The sequence below is a fragment of the Rossellomorea sp. DUT-2 genome, from assembly GCF_052665285.1.
Map to the genome: position 1 here is coordinate 382674 of NZ_JBQPEO010000004.1, position 19584 is coordinate 402257.

Sequence of the window (19584 nt, forward strand, 5' to 3'; positions counted from 1 at the left end):
TTAATATCGGGAATTACCGATTTGGTATGATGCTTTCAGATCATCTATCCAGCTTCCATTGGGATAGTGATAATCGATACAGAAAGAGGCAAATGATATTGAAGCAGGAATTGGAACGCTTAAATGATGAACAAGCCGTTGAAATTTTTAAGGCATTGTCGAACCAGACGAGGGTGGGCATTCTTCAAATGTTAAAAGATCCCGGCAGTCATTTTTCACCGCAAGCCCATATTATTGCGGATGAAGGATTTGAAGGCGGGGTTTGCGTAGGGGATATCCGAAGCAAGGCGGGGATTTCGCAATCCACTACTTCACAGTATTTATCGATTCTGCTGCAAAGCGGGCTTGTTGAAATAAAGCGAATCGGACAATGGACGTATTATCGCCGTAATGAGGAGACGATTAAAAAGTTCGAAAAATATATTGGTACAAAAATTTAAGGAGAATTGAAGTGAGTTTATTACAACTTCGAGCATATAACAGGTTGTACCAAAAGAATAATATGAGTAGGCGTCATCGATGGAACGGATATGAGAATGATCCCCAATCCTTTTTCTTCGATTCAGACCATGGTGACAGGATTTAGCAATCAATCGATCGAATGGATTGCTCAGAATGGGGACGGCTGGATCCATTACCTGAGGGTTATCTCACAACAAATTCAATTGACTAACGACTATCGCGAGTTATCGGAACTTCACGTCCCAAGAGTGTTTAAGCCTTTCACTCAGACTTTATATATCGATTTATCGGAAAATACCGATGCACTTCCTATTCCGATTCCTTTAGGATTTCGTGTAGGGCACAAACAGTTATTAGAAATTTTATATCAATTTCAATCCATAGGTGTCAATCACCTGGCATTTGTATTGTATTTTTCAAAGCGCCCTCCCGAGGAAGTCATACAGGAGCTTGGAGAGTTTGTGCGGCCTTACTTTCAGACTCATGAAATTCCAGTATGAGATTAGTTTTTAATAAAATTAGATAAGGGAAGAAGATGAACTTATGTCTAAACATGCAATTCAACTAAACGAAATTCCATTCTCGGTGCTGGATCTTTCACCGATAACAGCCGGAAGTACTCCTGCTGATTCTTTCCGCCATACATTGGAACTCGCACAGCATGCTGAAAAACTTGGCTACAACCGTATTTGGCTCGCTGAACACCACAATATGCCGTTTATCGCCAGTTCCGCGACTTCTGTGGTGATGTCCCATGTGGCAGCCGGTACATCACAAATCCGGATTGGTTCAGGAGGAATCATGCTGCCGAATCACGCTCCGCTCGTCATCGCTGAGCAGTTTGGCACTCTTGAATCCTTATATCCTGGGCGAATTGACCTTGGTCTGGGGCGGGCACCCGGTACAGATCAAGGGACCGCTCGTGCATTGAGACGCGACTTGAGAAGTACTGGAGATGACTTTCCTGAGCAATTAGCGGAACTCCGCGGTTACTTTGATCCATCCTTGGCCCAAGGGAACCCAATAAAAGCGATTCCAGGTGAAGGTTTGAATATTCCAATCTGGCTGCTGGGTTCAAGCGGCTTCAGTGCGCAGCTGGCCGGAGAACTGGGTTTGCCATTCGCGTTTGCCTCCCATTTCTCGCCACTTAACACTCTGGGTGCTCTACAGATCTATCGCAAGGCGTTTAAGCCTTCGAATGTTCTCGATAAGCCGTATGCGATGGTGGCATTGAATATCATTGCAGCAGAAACGGATAAAGAGGCAAAACACCTTTTCACAACCCTGCAGCAGCAATTTTTGAATCTGATGGGCGGCAACCTTACAAAGCTTCAACCACCGGTAGATAACATATCCGAAGTGGCCAGCGGCTACCAATTAAAGGCTCTCGAGCAGCAATTAGGCACCTCGATTGTTGGCAGCCAGCAGACGGTAAAGGACAAGCTGCATACATTTTTGAAGGAGAGCCAGGCTGATGAAATCATGGCCATTGCCCAAGTTTACGACCACAAAGCTCGCCTGGATTCATACGAGCTTCTAGCAGAAATTATAAAAAGCGAAAGGTAAAAAGGAGGACATCAGCAAGGAGACCTTCTTTAATGATTTTTCTAAGGCATTGAATATGGATAAAACCGTGAGATCAGGTTATGAGGTTGTTTACAGGATTCCTTAATTAAAAAGATAAAAGTTGTCAGAATAGGAGAAAATGATATGAACTGCAAAATTAACCGAAATGCTGCTAAAGTGCTGAAACAAATGTTAGAAGGTGAAGAGGCTGAAGGGAAAATGGTTCGTGTATACGTTACACTAGAGCATGGGGACCATGCCCATTATGATATAAAGCTTGATACTCATACAGAACACGATGAAATTGTGAAAACAGACAAAGATATTGATGTTTTACTTGATAAAAGGGAACCGTTTTTAGATGGGGTCTGGATCAAGTATTTCTATGTGCCGCAAGCAGGATTTGAAATCACGAATTCTTCCAAAGGGCATCACCATCATTAAACACGTGACAGAGCGATACTGAATGTTTTTATACCCTCATATATCTAGCAGTAACAAATACTAATCACGGTAGATTACTTGTATTTATTGTGTTAAATGAGAATAATACCAACGATGTTTTTACAAATTTAAGGGGGCTTATCATGATGAGCAAAAAAATCGCTACACTAATTACAGACTTATTTGAAGATGTAGAATTCACAGAACCAGCACAGGCATTTAAAGATGCTGGTCATCAAGTGATCACAATCGACATACAGGCTGGAAAAGATATTACTGGTAAAAAAGGTGAAACAGTAAAAATAGCTAAGGGAATCGGGGAAGTTAATCCTCAAGACTTTGATGCTTTGTTAATCCCTGGCGGCTTCTCTCCTGATTTATTACGTGAAGATGACCGATTTGGTGAATTCGCAAAAGCATTTATACAAGAAGGCAAACCTGTTTTTGCCATTTGCCATGGTCCACAAGTATTAATTGATACGGACCTATTAAAAGGGATCGACATAACAGGTTTCAAATCAATAAGGAACGATCTCAAAAATGCAGGTGCTAACTACAAAGATGAAGAAGTTGTGGTAAGCAATAATATTGTTACAAGCCGTGTTCCGGATGACATTCCTGCCTTTAATCGTGAATCCTTAAAATTATTAGCCGAATAATAGGTACTGAATAGTATCGTTTTAGAAATAAATTTCACAATGAATGATCAATACAAAAAAAGGTTTTAAGAAAGAAGGGTTTTACTATGTCATTAAATGGTAAACGAGTAGTTATTTTAGGAGGTACTTCTGGTATTGGTTTAGCAACTGCCAAAGCGTTTCTAAATCAATCTGCTCAAGTAATCATTGCCAGCCGTTCTGTTTCCAAATTAAATGAAGCAAAACAAGTACTTGGTGAAAGTGTAGAAGCAATTGAAATCGATTTTCGAAGCGAAGAAAAAGTAGCAGAATTTTTCAGTAATGTTGGAAAATTTGACCACCTTGTGGTTACAGCAGGAGAAGGTGCAATGGGGCACTTTAGCGAACTGCCTGTGGCAAGTGCTAAAGAGGCATTTGATAGTAAGTTCTGGGGGCAATATATTACTGTCCGTTCAGCACTTCCATATTTAAGCAATGAGAGCTCAATCACCTTAACCTCTGGTGTATATGGCGTTCGTCCTCCTCAAGGCGCTACTACATTAGCGGCAATCAATTCAGCCATTGAAGGATTGGTTCGAGGACTTTCCGTAGACCTAGCCCCTATTAGGGTAAACGTGGTTTCACCTGGAATTGTAGACACTCCAATCTATGCTGGAATGTCAGATGATCAGAGGCAAGCACTGTTCAACGGCATTGCACAACAGCTCCCCGTTGGACGGATTGCAAAGCCGGAAGGCATAGCTGAAACCTATGTATACCTTGTTGAAAATGGTTTTACTACTGGGACGGCTGTTCTTATTGATGGTGGAGCTCACTTAGTATAATGGCCTAAATGGATATTGAACCGAAGCTTACCACCCTACCAAGCAGCAGTTCTAACTAAAATAGAAATAAGGTAAGAATAGAGTGATTTACTGGTGGCAATACTGCAAAAGAGTATTGCCGCCTTTTTTGTTCATTAGGTACATAAAAAAAATACAAAAGGAAGTGTTGATTTTTTATGAGTGTACAGGACGAAAATAATTTAACAAAAATAAAAAATTCCATTGAAAGTCGTGTAGTTACATTGCCTGATGGAACTTCTCTACCAAGAATAGGACAAGGAACTTGGTACATGGGAGAAAATCCTCAAATGAGAGAAAGAGAAATCAAAGCTTTACAACTCGGAATAGAATTAGGCATGAAACTAATAGATACGGCGGAAATGTACGGTGATGGCGATTCTGAACGCTTAGTAGGTGAAGCAATTAAAGGACGTAGAGATGACGTCTTTTTAGTATCAAAGGTATATCCTCATCATGCAGGATTAGATATGATTGCCAAAGCGTGTGAAAACAGTCTAAAAAGGCTGGGAACCGATCATCTTGATTTGTACCTTTTACATTGGCGAGGACGTGTGCCATTAGCAGAAACCAATGAAGGAATGGAAAAGCTACGCAAGGAAGGGAAAATAGCAAGGTGGGGAGTTTCCAATTTTGATACCGATGATATGAAAGAGTTATGGAACACCACTAACGGAAAAAATTGTATGACTAATCAAGTGTTATATCATCTTGGTTCAAGGGGTATAGATTATGATCTCTTACCATGGCAGCGAGATCATCACATTCCTATTATGGCATATAGCCCGCTGGCTCAAGGAGGCTCATTAAGAAGACAATTGTTAACGGATCCAACCATTAATGAGATTGCAGAAAAATACGCTGTCCAACCCTTACAAATCGCTCTCGCTTGGACAATCCGTTCTAACGATTGTCTAGCTATTCCAAAAGCTGTTCAAGAAGAACATGTACTAGCAAATGCGGAAGCTACTATCATTGAATTAACAAAAGAGGATTTAAATAGACTTGATGAGGTATTTCCGCAACCGACTAGAAAAATGCCTTTGGACATTATATAGATATTATAGAGGATAGACAAAGAGAGAGGGGATTCAATGTGTATGTCAACAGAGGTATTGGAAGATTTACTCCAGATGCAGCTAAAACCTCTTTTATGAAAATTACAATTTGGATCTCTATAATATTAATACAGCATTAAAGTCACCTAATCTATTGAAAATTTTTAGGAACAGTTTAACATTGACCAATAAAACTGTTCCTACAACCATTTTTTTGTGAAATGATCGGAAATATATGAGTTTTTAGATTGAAGGTAGAATCGTCAGCTAATTTCTGTATAAAAACCGATTAAACCTCACCTGACGTAATGTAAAAATTGCTCAACTATTTTTTATTACGAAAAGGTAGAAGCTGGGAATTCATCAATTTTCATACGAAGTAAACTATAAGGTTTCTGTCGCAGATCTTTTCCATAATGAAACCTTGCCTGCCGATGTAATTGGTTCACAATGACATATAAGTATTGATCCGGCCCAATTGAAAAAGTATCTGGCCATAAAATTCTCGGATCATGAGCAATTGTTTCCATTATGCCATTCGGCAATATTTTTCGAATACTGTTGTTTTCATAGTCTCCAGCATAAATGGTTCCTTTTGCCCCAGTGATCATTCCATCAGACGCACCTTTTTCTCCCCAGTACTCGACTCGATAAGGTAAATCGGTGTCCGGTATCGTTCGGTCTCTTAGAGCTTCTGTTGAGATTGAATACAAATGCCGGCTGGAAAGTGGACAATAAAATAAAACCTTTCCATCTGGAGAGATCGCTATACCGTCAGACGCCAATCTGAATGGAGATGTTGAACCATCTTTGTTTCGGTTCATCAAAATTTCTCCTTCTACTTTCGGTAAAAAATATGGGTCGGGTGAAGTTGAATTTGCTCCATTTAACCGTCTGAACGCATTTCCATTTTCTAGATCTACAACGATAATAGCCCCTGGTCCTTTGGAAGATGAATCTGTTATATATGCATAACCTGCTTTTCCAACTCGAAAATCAAATCGGACATCATTCAGATAAGTTGTTGGCAGGACAACATCTTCGGTAAAGGTATATACTTTTCTTATTGTATTGGTTTTTAAGTCAACAGCGACTAATTTTGCCCCTCCTATAATTGGTACAGAAAAATTCGGTGCCGCTGTATCTAATACCCAAAGTGTTCCCCTTCCATCCGCAACTACACTTTGGACACTAATGAAAGACATTGTGATATTACCTTGACTACCCAAATTGGCTTCTAAACTGGGATAAGGCTGCAAAGTATCCCCAACAATTTCCCCCACTGTGAATTTAACGTCGTCTCCCCATTTCGGAAAGCAAATGAAAATACGACCGGTTTCTGATACACTAACGCCTGTGGGCATAGCCCCATAAAATGCATAGACTAGTTCTAACTTACCAAAATATTTTTCCATAGGTAACATAGGTTTCATGATCTCCTCCTTAAAAATTTCGCACGGGGATATCACCTATATATGATATAAATTTTTTTTAGTTCCTGGTTCTTAATTGGCGAAAAAATTCCACATCATCCAATCGGACGTATGTACGTCGTTATTGGCTACGAGCGGATAGCAAAAATGGACTCAAGGCATTCGCGAATGATGGACGTGAGCCCTTTTATGACTTATCAAGATATTTCGTCATCATTTTATGTTTCACTTGAATAACCAGGAAGAGAAAAGGGATATAAACATATAAAAGAGAGAAACCAATCTTTGAACAAATATCCTGTATTCGTTCTATTTGTACAACGTCCTCTAAAAGATTGGAAAAAAGTAAAAACAAAAGCAGAAAAATAAACAAGATTGTCCGTTGTCTGATATTTATCAACTTTTTAACCCCGCGGCAGGCTGCCCATAATTTAACACTGATATTGGGCAAAACCAAAAGAAACCAAAAAGAAACCGTTATATATTCGAACCTTTCAATTATGGGAATCTCTGCTATTTTCATCAGTGTGAGGGAAGGCCATATGGTATGTTTAAGATGTGCCTCACTAAAGTACAAAAATGTTAGGATTGTAACATAAAGATAGAGTATTATTGTAAACAGAAGTCCAAAATGAGCCCATTTTTGTGATTTTTCAGGATTCTTTAGAAAAGGATAAAACATGAATAAGGTTTCAACACCAAGAAATTGAAAAACCATCATTTTGGACGACCCTACTATTTCCGCTAAAGAATGATTAAAAATCGGTAGTAAATGATTAATTTCCGCAAATTCCAAGGCAAATGAACTAATAGGGGTCAAAATCATAAAAGGGATAATTGTTCCCCAGAAACATATTCCGGTAATGACACGAAATCCACCTGAAACAATATAGTATAGCAAGATTAGAAATATGAAGCTGATCTGCCATGTCTTCATTAGTGGAAACATCCAAACTTGTACCACTTCAATATAGACACGGAAAACAATCAGAGCTAATACAAAAAAGTAAAGGATGAAACAAATATTAAATAATCCTCCAATCCACCTCCCAAAGCAATATCGGTTGATATACATGACATCATCATTTGCAATTTTAAGTATCCGGTACATCATCCAAAGTAATAAATGAATGCTTAATCCGGTAAGGATTACCGATACCCACGCATCGTAACCAGCATCCTTGGCTATTTCTCTTTGAAAGTTCATAATCCCAATACCTACAATATTAGAATAGATCAGAAAGAAAGCGAAATAAGGAGACACTAAAAAACGTTCATCGATGACAGTTTTCACTTTTGCCCTCCTTAGGAATTGAATATCTTATTCTTCTACACCTGTTTGGATGATTTTTACATTTGTATTGACAGTGGTCTTAAGACCAGGATATGTACTCAAATAACGTTCATAATTCCATCTTCTCGACGAAGCCCTCATCATATCTCCAATTCCGATGGGATCTGTTTCGTACTCTTTAAACAGCGAAATTAACTGTTGGATCTCTTTATTAAAATGTTTCTCCAACATCTTCTCCGTTTTTTCGATGTCTTTATTTTTGGTCAAATGAATCCACTCAGGAACCCTTTTGATCTGAGCTTTCATTGTTAAATCAATTGATATGTTAGGGTTATTATCTATTTGATTTATAGTATAGTTCACATTCGATTCCAATTTTCTCAAATTAATATAACCTTCACTATCTTCTTCTTTAATTTTGGCTTCATATTGCCCATCTTTTGTTCCATCCTTCAACATTTTTAAAAGAAAGGACTGCTTTAAATTAATATGATTGATATACTTACTTTTTTTGAATATAGCTAGTCCATCAATCTTGATTTTGCCATCCTCAATAATGAAATAAGGTAAAACTGGATCCTTCCCTTCACTATAAAAATCTGTTAAAAATACATGCAGATTCATTTTTGGCAAACTTCCATGCATAATATTTTGATTAATCTTATCGTATAAGTGAGAGGGAACTTTTTCGTTTACACTTAATTGAAGGACGTTTTCTACCGTTGCTTCGGTGATTCCAAGCTGCATTCTGTTCCCCACTATCGGATCCCTGACCATAAACTGAATAACAGGATCAATTCCTTGTTCAGCGAAATCCTTGCTGAATAATACTGTACGCAATTGTCCTGCATCGATGGGATGCGCTGATTTGGTACTCAAATTTTCTAGAATATAATCAAAAGTATCAGCTTCTGTTTCCAGAGTATGCAATACTGTTTTGCCCTGTTCTTCATAAGTAGGATAAATGACAGTTCCTTTCACCCGATCATCATGAATATCGTATCCAAGCACTTGAATAATTTGAACACGATCAATAATTCTTTGATTGGAACAGCTTGTTAGGAAAACAGTTATACTAACCAAAAAAAGAAAAAATCGTTGCATTTACTTCACCTCGACTACTATTCATCAAAATCGTTTTTCTTTTTTTTCTCGGTATGCGGTTGATATCTCAGAAGTGATTTTGGACGTAAATAGCTTGGTCTTTTATTTGTTTTACTGAAAGGTAAACGGACAAAGGAATCCCCATAATCTTTAGGCCTGAATGGATATAGGGGAACTGTATAAGGTACGCCTAATGATTCTAACCGGGTAAGGTGTACGAGTATAAAACCGATTCCTACAACAATACCCAGCATGCCCCATCCAAAAGCCAATAAAATTAAAGGAAAACGCAAAAATCGAATCGTATTCGACATTTTATAAATAGGAGTCGTAAAGGAAGCTAATGCTGCTAATGCAACTATAATAAGAAGTACATTGCTGGTAAGAGCTGCCTCAACGGATGCTTGACCGATAACAATACCGCCAACAATACCCAGTGTTTGCCCTACCTTGGTTGGCAGGCGGGCTCCCGCCTCCCGCAGAAGTTCAATTGTAAGTTCCAAAAATAGCACTTCCAATACTGGAGGAAATGGTATGTTATGACGGGAAAAGCCAAGGGTACTTAGCAAAACTCTGGGTATCATTTCATAATGAAAGGTTAATATGGCTACGTAAGTAGGAGTAGCAAAAATGGAGAAAAAAACACTCAAAACACGTATTAAGCGAAAAAAAGAACCAACAAGCCAAGGCAAATAATAATCCTCAGGAGATGCAAAAAAATCAAGCAATGTTGAGGGTCCTGTAATTGCATAAGATGAACCATGATTAAATACCACCACTTGCCCTTTTATCAAAGCGAATGCAGCCCTGTCTATGCGTTCCGTGGATAAGAATAGCGGAAATGGCGTTAAAGAATCATCTTCTATTATTTGGTGAAGTTGAGATGAATCAAACACCACATCAAAATTAATATCTTGTAAACGTTGAGTCATTGTTTGAATATATTGATCATTGGTCACTCCATCAATATAGGCGATGACTACTTTGGTGTGTGAGAAAGAACCAATATGAATTTCTTTAAAAATTAAATTAGGAGTGTTTATATTCTGTCTTAGCAAGTTAATATTGGTTACAATATTTTCAACAAACCCAATTCTTGGCCCGATCACACTGTATTCATTTTCAACGTTGTTATCCTCGCGCATCCCAGCCTTTGTATCAGCTATATTAATTAAGGCACATTTTTGATCTTTTTCTCTAATCTGCAGAAGAACATATCCTTTAAGGATTTTAGTTTCAATCTCGTTCATGTCTTCTGTAATAACTATATCTTCAATTGGAATGAATTTTTTTATATCATCAATATCCTTTAGTTTTTCAGGATGAAAATGAGGATCCCTGAAGACACACAGAACTTTCTCTTCCATTCGGAGATGATCGACAAGAGTACCGTAATAGGAAAGGATTAAATATCCCTTGATGTCGGTTATCGGCAGTTGATGAAAATCATGAGACTCCTTCGTTTTAGCAAACAAATCTTCAATACTTGAATAGCTGCTGGTTTGAGAATTTTTTGCTTGTGCTTTCTTTTTATTTCTGGCGGACCGTTTTTTGAAAAACATGCAATTCACCTCAAACCCTGAAGTTTTATAACTATGTATAGTATGATGAACTTTACCTGCGATTATTCTATTGTCAAGCTAATAATCAATAAGAGTTTAATCAATCGGTAACAATACTGACGTTCAAAGAAAAAAGGATAAACTAGTTGTTTATCCTCATTAAATTCCCACACACCTATCATTTTTTTGCCGAGCCTTCGTGGTCCGTAGCAGTCGGAGGCTGTTCCATCCATCCTTTTTCTATTAAAAGATTTATTCCATCTTCGGCAATTAAGGTTATTTCTGTACTCATTCGTACGTAATCTGCAGATAAATCTCTTCTTTGGCTCATTGATAAAGCTTCACTATAGTATCCCAGGGCAGCAGAAAGCAGCGTTACTATATGGAAGAGCATAAGCTTATCAGAAAATGGTGGGACGGTTGAATCTGTTACTTCTGATTCAAAACTCTTAGAAACGTGTAAATTCTCCTCTTTTAACATAGAACTAAGAATATCAAAGTGTTTTATACAAATCTTCCGAGCACGTTCCATATAGTCTCGTAACTCTTTGGACTGACAAACTTGACTGAAACCTAACTCCAGCACCATTTTCACCATTGTCTTCTGCATATTAAGATGTACACCAGTGATTTCGATTGCATTTATTGGTCTGCGTTTCCCGAACCAGCCAGTTAAATAGGTATGCTTCTTTTCAAAATCTATTTTTTGTTGATTGTTTAAAGTAGGAGGTTTGTTAATAATACCCATTTGCAATGAAACATTCGTTACCCTATCATACAGATCCAATGTTTGTGAGGTACATTCAATGAAGTATTTTCTGATGTCCTCTCGAAAACTGACACTAGTCGCCCCAGAATATCTTATTAATCCGTGAATCGACATAATATGCAAATAAACAACCTTAAATGTATCAGTAAATAAACTTGGAGCATCTATTGTAACGTCTTGATCAGTAAACCCTATTGGAATAGGGAGGTTTTCTTGATTTAAAAATTGCTTAGCTTTTTCTAGATGGGTTTCTGATAATTCTAGGGAGAATTGAAGTAAATTACGAATATTTTCGTCCTTAACATCATTTAACAAATAGCGCAGCACACAATGTGATAAACTGTCATTGATATATTGTGACCAAATAGCTGCATATTCTGCCGCATTAATCTTAGTTTGGTGATTAATCGGTTCCATTTCAAGTACCCCTCCTAATCTTTATATATAAAGGTTTACCCTTAACAATATTTTTATTCGTGAACTTACTCGTAAGCCCGTATTCAAACAACACATATAAAAGAGCAGTACCCCCTGGGATGATCAACGTTTCAATTTAGAGAGGTGCTTTTCATATGCCACAACAAAAATTAAATATTTAAAATCCCATAGAAGTTTCTGTAGAGGATATGAAAAATGTCTATATTGCGTCTTACAATGGAGATGAATCAAATTCTAACGAAGATGTTCAGCGAATAATGGTATTCAGTAAATTTTTTTTCGTATGCTAATGCAAACAGACATTTGAGGAAATACCAGCATACAACCTTGAATCACATGTAGCTTTCAATGATGTTAACCCCGAGCAGTATGACGGATTGATCATGCCGGGAGGATGTGAGCCAGAATACATTCGCATGTTTAATGAAGCCCTAAATATTGTCATCCGTTTTTTAAGCCAATAAGCGATTTGGGGTTATTTTCCACTTAGCACAGTTGTTGGCTGTCATTTCAGACTTAATGAAAGGCCGGGAGTACACAGCTTATCCTTCTGTTGAGCCTGTTGTAAGAGCCTGCGGAGCTACGTATATAAATAAAAAAGTCCGCACTCACCAAAATCTTGTGGCAGGTCAGGTTTGGTGTATTTTTCCTACACAAGGGAATTTATTGCATGCTGAAGTAATTGAAAAGCCATTCGCGTACTACCCCATAAGTTAGAGTAAAAACTGCTTTTGGGGTACTTTTATTGCTAAATTTAATGAAGAATTTAATTCAAGGAGAATCAGCGGTATATTTCTAAGAATAATGGTACGAAAGACTGTACCCTGATTATAACGTGAGTAAATACTTTCGAGAAATCTGAGTGGAAGGGAAACCCAGCATAAAATCATCTCCTGCCATCAATAGAGCCGTGTAATATGTGTAGTTACAATAAATAATTTTGGTTACCAAAAACAGAATGTAACATTTTGCTAACGCAATATCGTGAAAAATGATATTTTCCCGTTAAAGATGTTACACCGTAGATTCTCGAAATTCTTGATCTTCCATTCTTTTTATATCCAGCGTTAAAGATATTACACACTCTCACCTTATGGTCGGCATGATGTAATATCTAAATACCGTTGAAAAAATAAGGTGTGCTTTATCTCATCACTTATCCTTTTTTTGATAGCGTGCCGATAATATGCCGGACTAGTTTGATAAATTAGAGTAAACTATGAATAGAGAAATTTAGAAACGTATTTACGGCGGTCTCTTTGAAACCATTTCAATTGTTATGATAAATAATATTAATCAAGTTCGAAATGGAAGGTTCAATCGGTTAATATGTCATTCAAACTCCCTTGATGTTTCATCAGGGGAGTTTTTTCATTGCTTCTTTTGTAAAGCTTTTTGATGAGTAGTAGTATTAAAACATGGTCCGTTCCTTTCCGCTCCAGGCACAAGATTCCCCGGGGAGGAAGTCAAGCCTCCTCGGGCTTTGCCCTGCGGGGTCTCGACCTTTCCTCTATTACCCGCAGGAGTCAAGTGCCTTCCGCTACAATCCACTCTGTGCTTCTATATTCTGACTTCCTATTAACTTATAGACAAACAGAAAGGAGCACAAAACCTCATTAGGATAATTCGAAAATCAGATATTAGTGAATGGCTACCGATATTACCCACCAAGGATTTAGCTTGTCCTCATATAAATTAGTAATGACAAAAAATAAGAGACCAATCAATACCTCTTGTAAATGAAAAAAAGTATTTTTTTGAATGTTTTTTGTCACCTTTTGGCTCTGCCACGAAATACTTCTATAGATGGTGAGGGGAACTGCGTAGACTCCTGCGGAAGAACGGGCGTGCCGAGACCCCGTTCGGCTAAGCTGAGGAGGCTCGGCCGAACGCTAGCTGCAAGCGGAGCGGTTCCCCTCACCATCATGCACACACTATTTGGCAGTGCCCGTAGATTAAATGTATGTAACAAACTCTGAGAAAAGAGCCTTCATAATTAACTAAATCCCGCTATTCTTCCCCAATCAATCCAAACATAAGAATTTCCATTTTCCTTATGATAAAATGGACATGTTCATAATAAAGCAGGTGAATGAAGATGATATACATAGGAGTAACAGGTTGGGGAGATCATGAGACCCTTTATGAAAATGTTTCCCCGAGGGACAAACTAAAAGAATACGGTGCACATTTTCCGATTGTCGAGGTGGACACAACTTTCTATGCGGTCCAGCCTCTTCGAAATGCTGAAAAATGGGTAAAGGAAACACCGGAAGACTTTAAGTTTATTGTAAAGGCTTATCAGGGAATCACGGGACATCAACGGGGAGAGATTCCTTTTGAGACAAAGGAAGAGATGTTCAATGCCTTTAAGGAATCCCTTGCTCCGTACGTAGATGCAGGTAAATTAGCGATGGTTCTGCTTCAATTTCCTCCTTGGTACGATTGTAAAAAGGAGCATGTTGACTATATCCGGTACTGCCGGGAGCAGCTAAAGGGATTCCCACTATCGTTGGAGTTTCGGAACCAAAGCTGGTTCAAACCGGAGTTCCGGGATAAGACGTTAACGTTTATGAAAAAGGAAGGATGGATCCATAGCATTTGCGATGAACCGCAAGCGGGGGAAGGATCTGTACCACGGGTGTTGGAAACCACTCATAAAGATGCCACGCTCATTCGCTTTCACGGCAGAAATCTGTACGGCTGGAATAAACCGAATGGGGAAGACTGGCGGGAGGTTCGTTATTTATATCGCTATAATCGAGCAGAGCTTGAGGAGTGGATTCCGCATATTCATCAGTTGCACGAAACCTCTGAAGATCTCTATATACTATTCAATAATAATTCTGGTGGAGATGCCGCTGACAATGCGAAAGAGCTCATTGAATTATTAGGCCTTGAATATGGTGGACTTGCACCAAAGCAACTGGATTTATTTTAGCTGACAGGAGATGAAAGACAGATGGAATGGATCGTTCTTCTATCAATCGGACTACTAGCAGGAGCGATAGGATCCCTCGTAGGACTGGGCGGAGGAGTCATCATTGTTCCTGCCCTTATCTATTTCGGTACATATACAAGCTTGATAGAGGGAATGAATCCTCAGACAGCTGTAGGAACATCATTGGTCATTATGATTTTCACAGGGTTATCATCCACCTTGGCTTATTTAAAGCATAAGACCGTTGATTATAAAAGCGGCTTGATCTTCTTTGCCGGCAGTGGGCCGGGTTCAATACTTGGAGCATGGGTAAACAAGGGATTGAACATGGAAAGCTTTAATTTATATTTTGGTATTTTTATGATTCTGATTGCCATTGTACTCATGGTAAGAAACAAGTTGAAGCCTATTGAGAAATTCAAGGATGCCTCTTTTCAACGGGAATTTACCGATCCGGGCGGAAACACCTTCCGATATGGATATCCTCCTGTATTAGGAGCGGCTATTGCCTTTGTAGTTGGATTTACATCTGGTTTATTTGGCATCGGCGGTGGATCATTAATGGTACCTGCAATGATCTTGATTTTTCTTTTTCCACCTCATGTAGCCGTCGCCACATCCATGTTCATGATTTTTCTATCGGCCTTGGTCAGCTCAGGAACGCATGTCATGTTTGGCAATGTCAAGTGGTTGTATGCACTGGCACTCATTCCAGGCGCCTGGATAGGGGCGAAGTTTGGGGCCTATTTGAATACGAAGCTTGAATCAAAAGTCTTAGTGAGTGTTTTACGGATTATATTGATTTTAATTGGAATTCGATTGATTTACCAGGGTATTACAGGATAACATACCTCCAATAGGAGTGAGCAAATAGTGAGAGAAACCATTCATATTTATCATACAAACGACCTTCACAGTCATTTTGAACATTGGTCAAGGATTCGGGATTTTTTGAAGATGAGAAAACAATGGCATCTGGACGAAGGGGAGCCTGTTTATCTATTTGATATCGGAGATCATGTAGACCGCTGGCATCCATTAAGTGAAGCGACTTTAGGAAAAGGAAATGTCGATTTTCTAAATGAAGTCGGCTTTGATGCAGTAACGATTGGGAACAATGAAGGAATTACACTGGACTATGAAGATTTAAACAGCCTCTATGAAAATGCAGATTTTCACGTGATTGTAGGCAATCTATTAGACCGGTCGTCGCAGCTGCCAAGCTGGGTCAAAACCCATCATATTTATCAAACGACTTGTGGCATGAAGATTGGTGTCATCGGATTGACAGCTTATTTCAAACCTTTTTATAAAGCCCTGGGCTGGAATATTACATCTCCGGTGGAGGAGCTTGAGAAATTGGTTCAAGAGCTTCACCCACAGGTGGATATGGTGATTCTTCTTTCCCATCTGGGGATTCGGGATGATGAGCTGATTGCAGAGCGATTTCCCGAAGTTGACGTTATCCTTGGAGCTCATACCCATCATGTTTTGCATCAAGGAAAACAAATTAAGGGAACCATGCTGGGCGCAGCAGGAAAATATGGTCATTATGTCGGTCATATGATGATTGAGGTTGACACTGCCAATAAAAAGATTGTCGGCAAAAAAGCGCAACTTTATGAACAGCAGGAGCTTCCCTTTGTCGAAAAGGAAGAGCAGGAAAATCTCGAGTGGTATCAAGAAGGAGAGGATTTGTTAGGGGAGGAAGTAACCGAGCTTGCCAAACCGCTGCCAGTGGATTGGTTTAATCCTTCAACACTTCCGAATGTGTTATGTGATGCTCTTGCTGAATGGTGCGAGGCTGATTGTGCCTTCCTCAATTCAGGCTTACTCATTGATGGACTGAAGGAGGGGGCAGTGACGAAACAGGATCTGCACCGGATTTTGCCTCATCCCATCAATCCATGTCTCATCGAGATGAAGGGGGCAGAGCTGAAGGAAATCATTAAACAAACATTTAATGAGGAATGGCCGCATCTTCAAGTAAAGGGATTAGGGTTCAGAGGCAAGGTGATGGGCCGGTTTGTATATACGAATATTCAATTCAAAGGCCATGAAATCTTAATCGATCACAACCCGATTGATCCACAGAAGATATACAGGCTTGCCTTACCTGATATGTTCACGTTTGGCCACTTCTTTCCAGACCTTCAAAGGCTCGGGAAAAAATACTTTATGCCTGAGTTTTTACGGGATATCCTCCAGTGGAAATTAAAGCAGTAAATGTATCACCGTTTCCATCCTCACGTCATACATATGAGGGAAAGGAGCGATGACACATGATGAATGTATCTCCGATTACCATTCAGGGACATACCTTTTTAGCGATTTCTGTTGAACTGCCCAAGACCAATCTCCTCGTTGTGACGAGTGATATAGGATATATAATGTGTGGAGCACTGGACGTAGCGTTACTAAATGAGAAATTGAAAGACAGAGGAATCGTTGCAGGAAGAGCCGTCGGTGTAAAAACAATCGACCAGCTCCTGGATGCCCCTCTGGAATCCATCACCTATGAGGCAGAAAATCGCGGCATCACACCGGGCATGACCGGCCGGGATGCATTGTTGAAAATGATATAAGTGTTAAAAAAACCAGCTGCTTTTTTGAAAGCGCTGGTTTTTTTATTGGGTGAATATCAACACCTGCTTTATATTCTTTCATGAATAATTAACAATATATCTGGAAATACACCTTGCAAGAACGTTTTTATCCTTTATAATGGAGATACTAGGAAATTTTGTCGAAAAATGAAAGAATTACATAGGAGAATTCTATGAGGCTTATATCAACTAGGGCTTTGAAACCGGGCATGGTTCTAGCTACAACCGTATATAATATGAGAGGTCAAGCTTTAATTCATGATAACGTTCCGATTACAGAACGCATGATTTTCAGATTGCAGGAGCTTAGTATTCAGTATGTCTATATTGAAGACTCCCTTTCGAAGGGAATCCAAGTAAAGGGAACCGTTTCGAGTAAGGTAAGACAGCAAGCTGTAAACAATATTGAGATGGCCTTTCATCAACTAAGCGCATCGAAAGCGCCACCTGGTGTGCTCATGATTGAAGATAGTGCCAAGCAATTGAAGCAGGTGATTGATGTAGTCTTGTCTGAAGTAAAGGCGAATCATGATCTCCTAACCATTTTGACGGATGTTTTCACATATGACTCCTATATTTTTCACCATTCATTTAATGTGACTTTGTATACGTTATCCATAGGTCTGGAACTTAAACTGTCTACTAAACAGCTCGAGCAGTTAGGCGTGGGGGCAATTTTACATGATATCGGTAAGATGCTTGTGCCGGAGGAAATTCTGCTGAAACCAGGGAAGCTGACAGAAGACGAATTTGGTGAAATCAAGAAGCATTCAGAACACGGTTTTGAGATTTTGCGACAGCTTCATTCTGTGTCCCTGATCATTGCTCACTGTGCGTACCAGCACCATGAGAGGCTTGATGGATCTGGTTATCCACGAGGGATCAAAGGTGAGGATATCCACCCCTTTGCAAAAATCATAGCGGTGGCCGATGTATTCGATGCTATGACGTCAAATCGTGTATATCGGAAAGCCATGCTTCCACATCAAGCGCTGGAGGTATTATATGCAGGAAGCGGTACTCTGTTTGATGCAAATGTGATTGAAGCCTTCAGGTCTTCTGTGGCCATGTATCCGAATGGGATGGTTGTCGAGCTGAATGATGGCCGAAAAGGAATTGTGACCGATCAAAATAAAGGTGTAACGGATCGACCGGTGATTCGGATCATCGAAGAAGATGGACAGGAAATACAAACGCCTTATGCCATGGATTTAAGTACGGAATTAGATAAGGTGATTACCGGATTTGATCCGGATTATGAACCCCAATCTCTTAAAATTAAATAATTTTTTTGCGTTAAACCCCTCTTACTTTGCATACAAATAGCTTGTAAGGGGGGATTTTTTTGTCAAAGTTTAAAACATACAAACCCCGAAGAGGAGGGCCGCTGCCTTTTCGTTATGTGATGATCATCACGATTCTATTCTTTATGATTTCGACTGGATTCGGATTGTGGATCATTAACAAAGGTTTGAAACCGACACTGCTTGCGTATGCTGAAACTCAAACCAGTAGGATCGGTACGTTGGTTATCAATAAAGCGATAAACAAAAAAATTGCCGATGTTCTTGATATTTCGGATATAACCGAAGAAGTAAAGAATACAGAAGGCGACATTGTTTCATTTAAATATAATACTCAAACCATCAACCGGGTTCAGGCAGAAATCACCAACTTAGTTCAACAAAACCTGCAAGAAGCAGAAGAGGGAAATTTAGAAAACCTTGAATTTATTACCGAAGTGGAAATTGATGAAGGAAAGTCTAAAGCAGCGAAAGGGATCACTTACTCGGTGCCTCTAGGTCAAGCGACCAACAACGTGTTACTCGGTAACCTTGGTCCAAAAGTGCCGATTCGCTTCCATTCGATCGGAGATGTCCGTTCTGATATTAAAACTACGGTAGAGCAATTCGGAATTAATAATGCCGTTGTGAAAGTGTTTGTGGAGCTTGAAGTCAATGTCCAGATCATCATTCCATTTGCAACGAAAACCGAAACCATCAAGCAGGATATCCTTGTTGCCATGGGTACCGTTCACTTGGATGTACCGCAGTTTTATAACAATGGTGGAGGAGAATCCAGTCCTTCCATTGAAATTCCCACAAATTAGTCAAGAAAAAAAGTTGTCAAAAGAATGATAGTTTGTTATATTAATAAAGAAAATTTTATAACACACCACATCATCAGTCCGATGGGGTAGAGGCGCAGAGTTCAAGAGTAAGCTGTTTGAGAATGACAACTGTGAGAACAGATGAAAGGGAACTTTTGCCGAAGTAAATATACATGTCGAATGTGTATTTGCTGGGGTTATCTTGAAGAAGGATAACACTGTCATTATAGGGGAATCTCTATAATGGGGAGCTACAGATCGTGATGGAGCACTTAAATTACTTACTAAGGTAATGATAGCTTCTCTATCGTTGCCTT

Annotated in this window: 19 protein-coding genes and 1 riboswitch; of the genes, 14 read left to right on the forward strand and 5 right to left on the reverse strand. The window is 39.2% G+C overall.

The genetic code is table 11. The features are described 5' to 3' along the window. The first annotated feature begins 92 nt into the window (after window positions 1–92). The 7 genes from ACOSV2_RS17150 to ACOSV2_RS17180 all read left to right on the forward strand — a co-directional run bounded on the left by ACOSV2_RS17150 (window position 93) and on the right by ACOSV2_RS17180 (window position 5010). Window positions 93–440: an ArsR/SmtB family transcription factor gene (locus tag ACOSV2_RS17150; protein WP_428976296.1), complete on the forward strand. Its 348-nt coding sequence runs from the start codon at window positions 93–95 to the stop codon at window positions 438–440. A gap of 90 nt (window positions 441–530) precedes the next feature. Continuing rightward, a complete protein-coding gene (locus ACOSV2_RS17155) occupies window positions 531–962 on the forward strand; it encodes a hypothetical protein (protein WP_428976187.1) in 432 nt (143 codons plus the stop codon). A gap of 43 nt (window positions 963–1005) precedes the next feature. Beyond that, the gene (locus tag ACOSV2_RS17160; RefSeq protein WP_428976188.1) at window positions 1006–2028 is read left to right on the forward strand and encodes an LLM class flavin-dependent oxidoreductase; all 1023 of its coding nucleotides are present in this window, start codon (window positions 1006–1008) and stop codon (window positions 2026–2028) included. A gap of 144 nt (window positions 2029–2172) precedes the next feature. Then, window positions 2173–2472, forward strand: a complete 300-nt coding sequence (locus ACOSV2_RS17165; RefSeq protein WP_428976189.1) for an iron-sulfur cluster assembly accessory protein — start codon at window positions 2173–2175, stop codon at window positions 2470–2472. Window positions 2473–2618: 146 nt separating this feature from the next. Beyond that, entirely contained in the window at window positions 2619–3131 is a 513-nt protein-coding gene (locus ACOSV2_RS17170) for a type 1 glutamine amidotransferase domain-containing protein (RefSeq protein WP_428976297.1), read from the forward strand. Window positions 3132–3217: 86 nt separating this feature from the next. Then, entirely contained in the window at window positions 3218–3934 is a 717-nt protein-coding gene (locus tag ACOSV2_RS17175) for an SDR family oxidoreductase (protein ID WP_428976190.1), read from the forward strand. 176 nt (window positions 3935–4110) lie between these two features. After that, a complete protein-coding gene (locus ACOSV2_RS17180) occupies window positions 4111–5010 on the forward strand; it encodes an aldo/keto reductase (RefSeq protein ID WP_428976191.1) in 900 nt (299 codons plus the stop codon). 335 nt (window positions 5011–5345) lie between these two features. Here the strand turns inward: ACOSV2_RS17180 and ACOSV2_RS17185 are convergent, their stop codons facing one another. The 5 genes from ACOSV2_RS17185 to ACOSV2_RS17205 form a co-directional block, all read right to left on the reverse strand. Further along, a complete protein-coding gene (locus ACOSV2_RS17185; RefSeq protein ID WP_428976192.1) occupies window positions 5346–6443 on the reverse strand; it encodes an L-dopachrome tautomerase-related protein in 1098 nt (365 codons plus the stop codon). A gap of 187 nt (window positions 6444–6630) precedes the next feature. Next, window positions 6631–7737 (reverse strand): GerAB/ArcD/ProY family transporter, encoded by a 1107-nt coding sequence (locus ACOSV2_RS17190; protein WP_428976193.1) that lies wholly within the window; start codon window positions 7735–7737, stop codon window positions 6631–6633. A 27-nt stretch (window positions 7738–7764) separates the two neighbouring features. Then, window positions 7765–8841: a Ger(x)C family spore germination protein gene (locus ACOSV2_RS17195; protein WP_428976194.1), complete on the reverse strand. Its 1077-nt coding sequence runs from the start codon at window positions 8839–8841 to the stop codon at window positions 7765–7767. A gap of 17 nt (window positions 8842–8858) precedes the next feature. Beyond that, window positions 8859–10403: a spore germination protein gene (locus ACOSV2_RS17200; protein WP_428976195.1), complete on the reverse strand. Its 1545-nt coding sequence runs from the start codon at window positions 10401–10403 to the stop codon at window positions 8859–8861. A 178-nt stretch (window positions 10404–10581) separates the two neighbouring features. Continuing rightward, window positions 10582–11589, reverse strand: coding sequence for a DUF3231 family protein (locus ACOSV2_RS17205; RefSeq protein ID WP_428976196.1), 1008 nt, complete (start codon window positions 11587–11589; stop codon window positions 10582–10584). Between the two features lie 332 nt (window positions 11590–11921). Here ACOSV2_RS17205 and ACOSV2_RS17210 point away from each other — a divergent pair, with 332 nt between their 5' ends. The 7 genes from ACOSV2_RS17210 to yunB all read left to right on the forward strand — a co-directional run bounded on the left by ACOSV2_RS17210 (window position 11922) and on the right by yunB (window position 19267). Then, the gene (locus ACOSV2_RS17210; RefSeq protein ID WP_428976298.1) at window positions 11922–12074 is read left to right on the forward strand and encodes a DJ-1/PfpI family protein; all 153 of its coding nucleotides are present in this window, start codon (window positions 11922–11924) and stop codon (window positions 12072–12074) included. Window positions 12075–13708: 1634 nt separating this feature from the next. Beyond that, on the forward strand, window positions 13709–14551 hold the full coding sequence (locus ACOSV2_RS17215) for a DUF72 domain-containing protein (protein WP_428976197.1): 843 nt from the start codon (window positions 13709–13711) through the stop codon (window positions 14549–14551). Between the two features lie 21 nt (window positions 14552–14572). Further along, a complete protein-coding gene (locus ACOSV2_RS17220) occupies window positions 14573–15397 on the forward strand; it encodes a sulfite exporter TauE/SafE family protein (protein ID WP_428976198.1) in 825 nt (274 codons plus the stop codon). Window positions 15398–15424: 27 nt separating this feature from the next. Continuing rightward, window positions 15425–16777 carry a bifunctional metallophosphatase/5'-nucleotidase gene (locus tag ACOSV2_RS17225; protein WP_428976199.1) on the forward strand — a complete coding sequence of 451 codons (1353 nt, stop codon included), beginning with the start codon at window positions 15425–15427 and terminating at the stop codon, window positions 16775–16777. Window positions 16778–16833: 56 nt separating this feature from the next. Next, window positions 16834–17136 (forward strand): YunC family protein, encoded by a 303-nt coding sequence (locus ACOSV2_RS17230; RefSeq protein ID WP_428976200.1) that lies wholly within the window; start codon window positions 16834–16836, stop codon window positions 17134–17136. A gap of 194 nt (window positions 17137–17330) precedes the next feature. Continuing rightward, complete coding sequence (locus tag ACOSV2_RS17235; protein WP_428976201.1) at window positions 17331–18443, forward strand: HD-GYP domain-containing protein; 1113 nt, start codon at window positions 17331–17333, stop codon at window positions 18441–18443. 59 nt (window positions 18444–18502) lie between these two features. Further along, window positions 18503–19267 carry a sporulation protein YunB gene (gene yunB / locus ACOSV2_RS17240; protein ID WP_148970790.1) on the forward strand — a complete coding sequence of 255 codons (765 nt, stop codon included), beginning with the start codon at window positions 18503–18505 and terminating at the stop codon, window positions 19265–19267. 79 nt (window positions 19268–19346) lie between these two features. Continuing rightward, window positions 19347–19529: riboswitch (Lysine riboswitch) on the forward strand. Window positions 19530–19584 lie beyond the last annotated feature (55 nt).

What these genes read in the sequence shown, in the direction of transcription:
- ACOSV2_RS17215 (WP_428976197.1), top strand. Translation starts at nt 13,709, where the DNA reads ATGATATACATAGGAGTAACAGGTTGGGGAGATCATGAGACCCTTTAT.
- ACOSV2_RS17175 (WP_428976190.1), top strand. Translation starts at nt 3,218, where the DNA reads ATGTCATTAAATGGTAAACGAGTAGTTATTTTAGGAGGTACTTCTGGT.
- ACOSV2_RS17230 (WP_428976200.1), top strand. Translation starts at nt 16,834, where the DNA reads ATGATGAATGTATCTCCGATTACCATTCAGGGACATACCTTTTTAGCG.
- ACOSV2_RS17160 (WP_428976188.1), top strand. Translation starts at nt 1,006, where the DNA reads ATGTCTAAACATGCAATTCAACTAAACGAAATTCCATTCTCGGTGCTG.
- ACOSV2_RS17205 (WP_428976196.1), bottom strand. Translation starts at nt 11,589, where the DNA reads ATGGAACCGATTAATCACCAAACTAAGATTAATGCGGCAGAATATGCA.
- ACOSV2_RS17220 (WP_428976198.1), top strand. Translation starts at nt 14,573, where the DNA reads ATGGAATGGATCGTTCTTCTATCAATCGGACTACTAGCAGGAGCGATA.
- ACOSV2_RS17200 (WP_428976195.1), bottom strand. Translation starts at nt 10,403, where the DNA reads ATGTTTTTCAAAAAACGGTCCGCCAGAAATAAAAAGAAAGCACAAGCA.
- ACOSV2_RS17185 (WP_428976192.1), bottom strand. Translation starts at nt 6,443, where the DNA reads ATGAAACCTATGTTACCTATGGAAAAATATTTTGGTAAGTTAGAACTA.
- ACOSV2_RS17235 (WP_428976201.1), top strand. Translation starts at nt 17,331, where the DNA reads ATGAGGCTTATATCAACTAGGGCTTTGAAACCGGGCATGGTTCTAGCT.
- ACOSV2_RS17155 (WP_428976187.1), top strand. Translation starts at nt 531, where the DNA reads ATGAGAATGATCCCCAATCCTTTTTCTTCGATTCAGACCATGGTGACA.
- ACOSV2_RS17150 (WP_428976296.1), top strand. Translation starts at nt 93, where the DNA reads ATGATATTGAAGCAGGAATTGGAACGCTTAAATGATGAACAAGCCGTT.
- ACOSV2_RS17165 (WP_428976189.1), top strand. Translation starts at nt 2,173, where the DNA reads ATGAACTGCAAAATTAACCGAAATGCTGCTAAAGTGCTGAAACAAATG.
- ACOSV2_RS17180 (WP_428976191.1), top strand. Translation starts at nt 4,111, where the DNA reads ATGAGTGTACAGGACGAAAATAATTTAACAAAAATAAAAAATTCCATT.
- ACOSV2_RS17170 (WP_428976297.1), top strand. Translation starts at nt 2,619, where the DNA reads ATGAGCAAAAAAATCGCTACACTAATTACAGACTTATTTGAAGATGTA.
- ACOSV2_RS17195 (WP_428976194.1), bottom strand. Translation starts at nt 8,841, where the DNA reads ATGCAACGATTTTTTCTTTTTTTGGTTAGTATAACTGTTTTCCTAACA.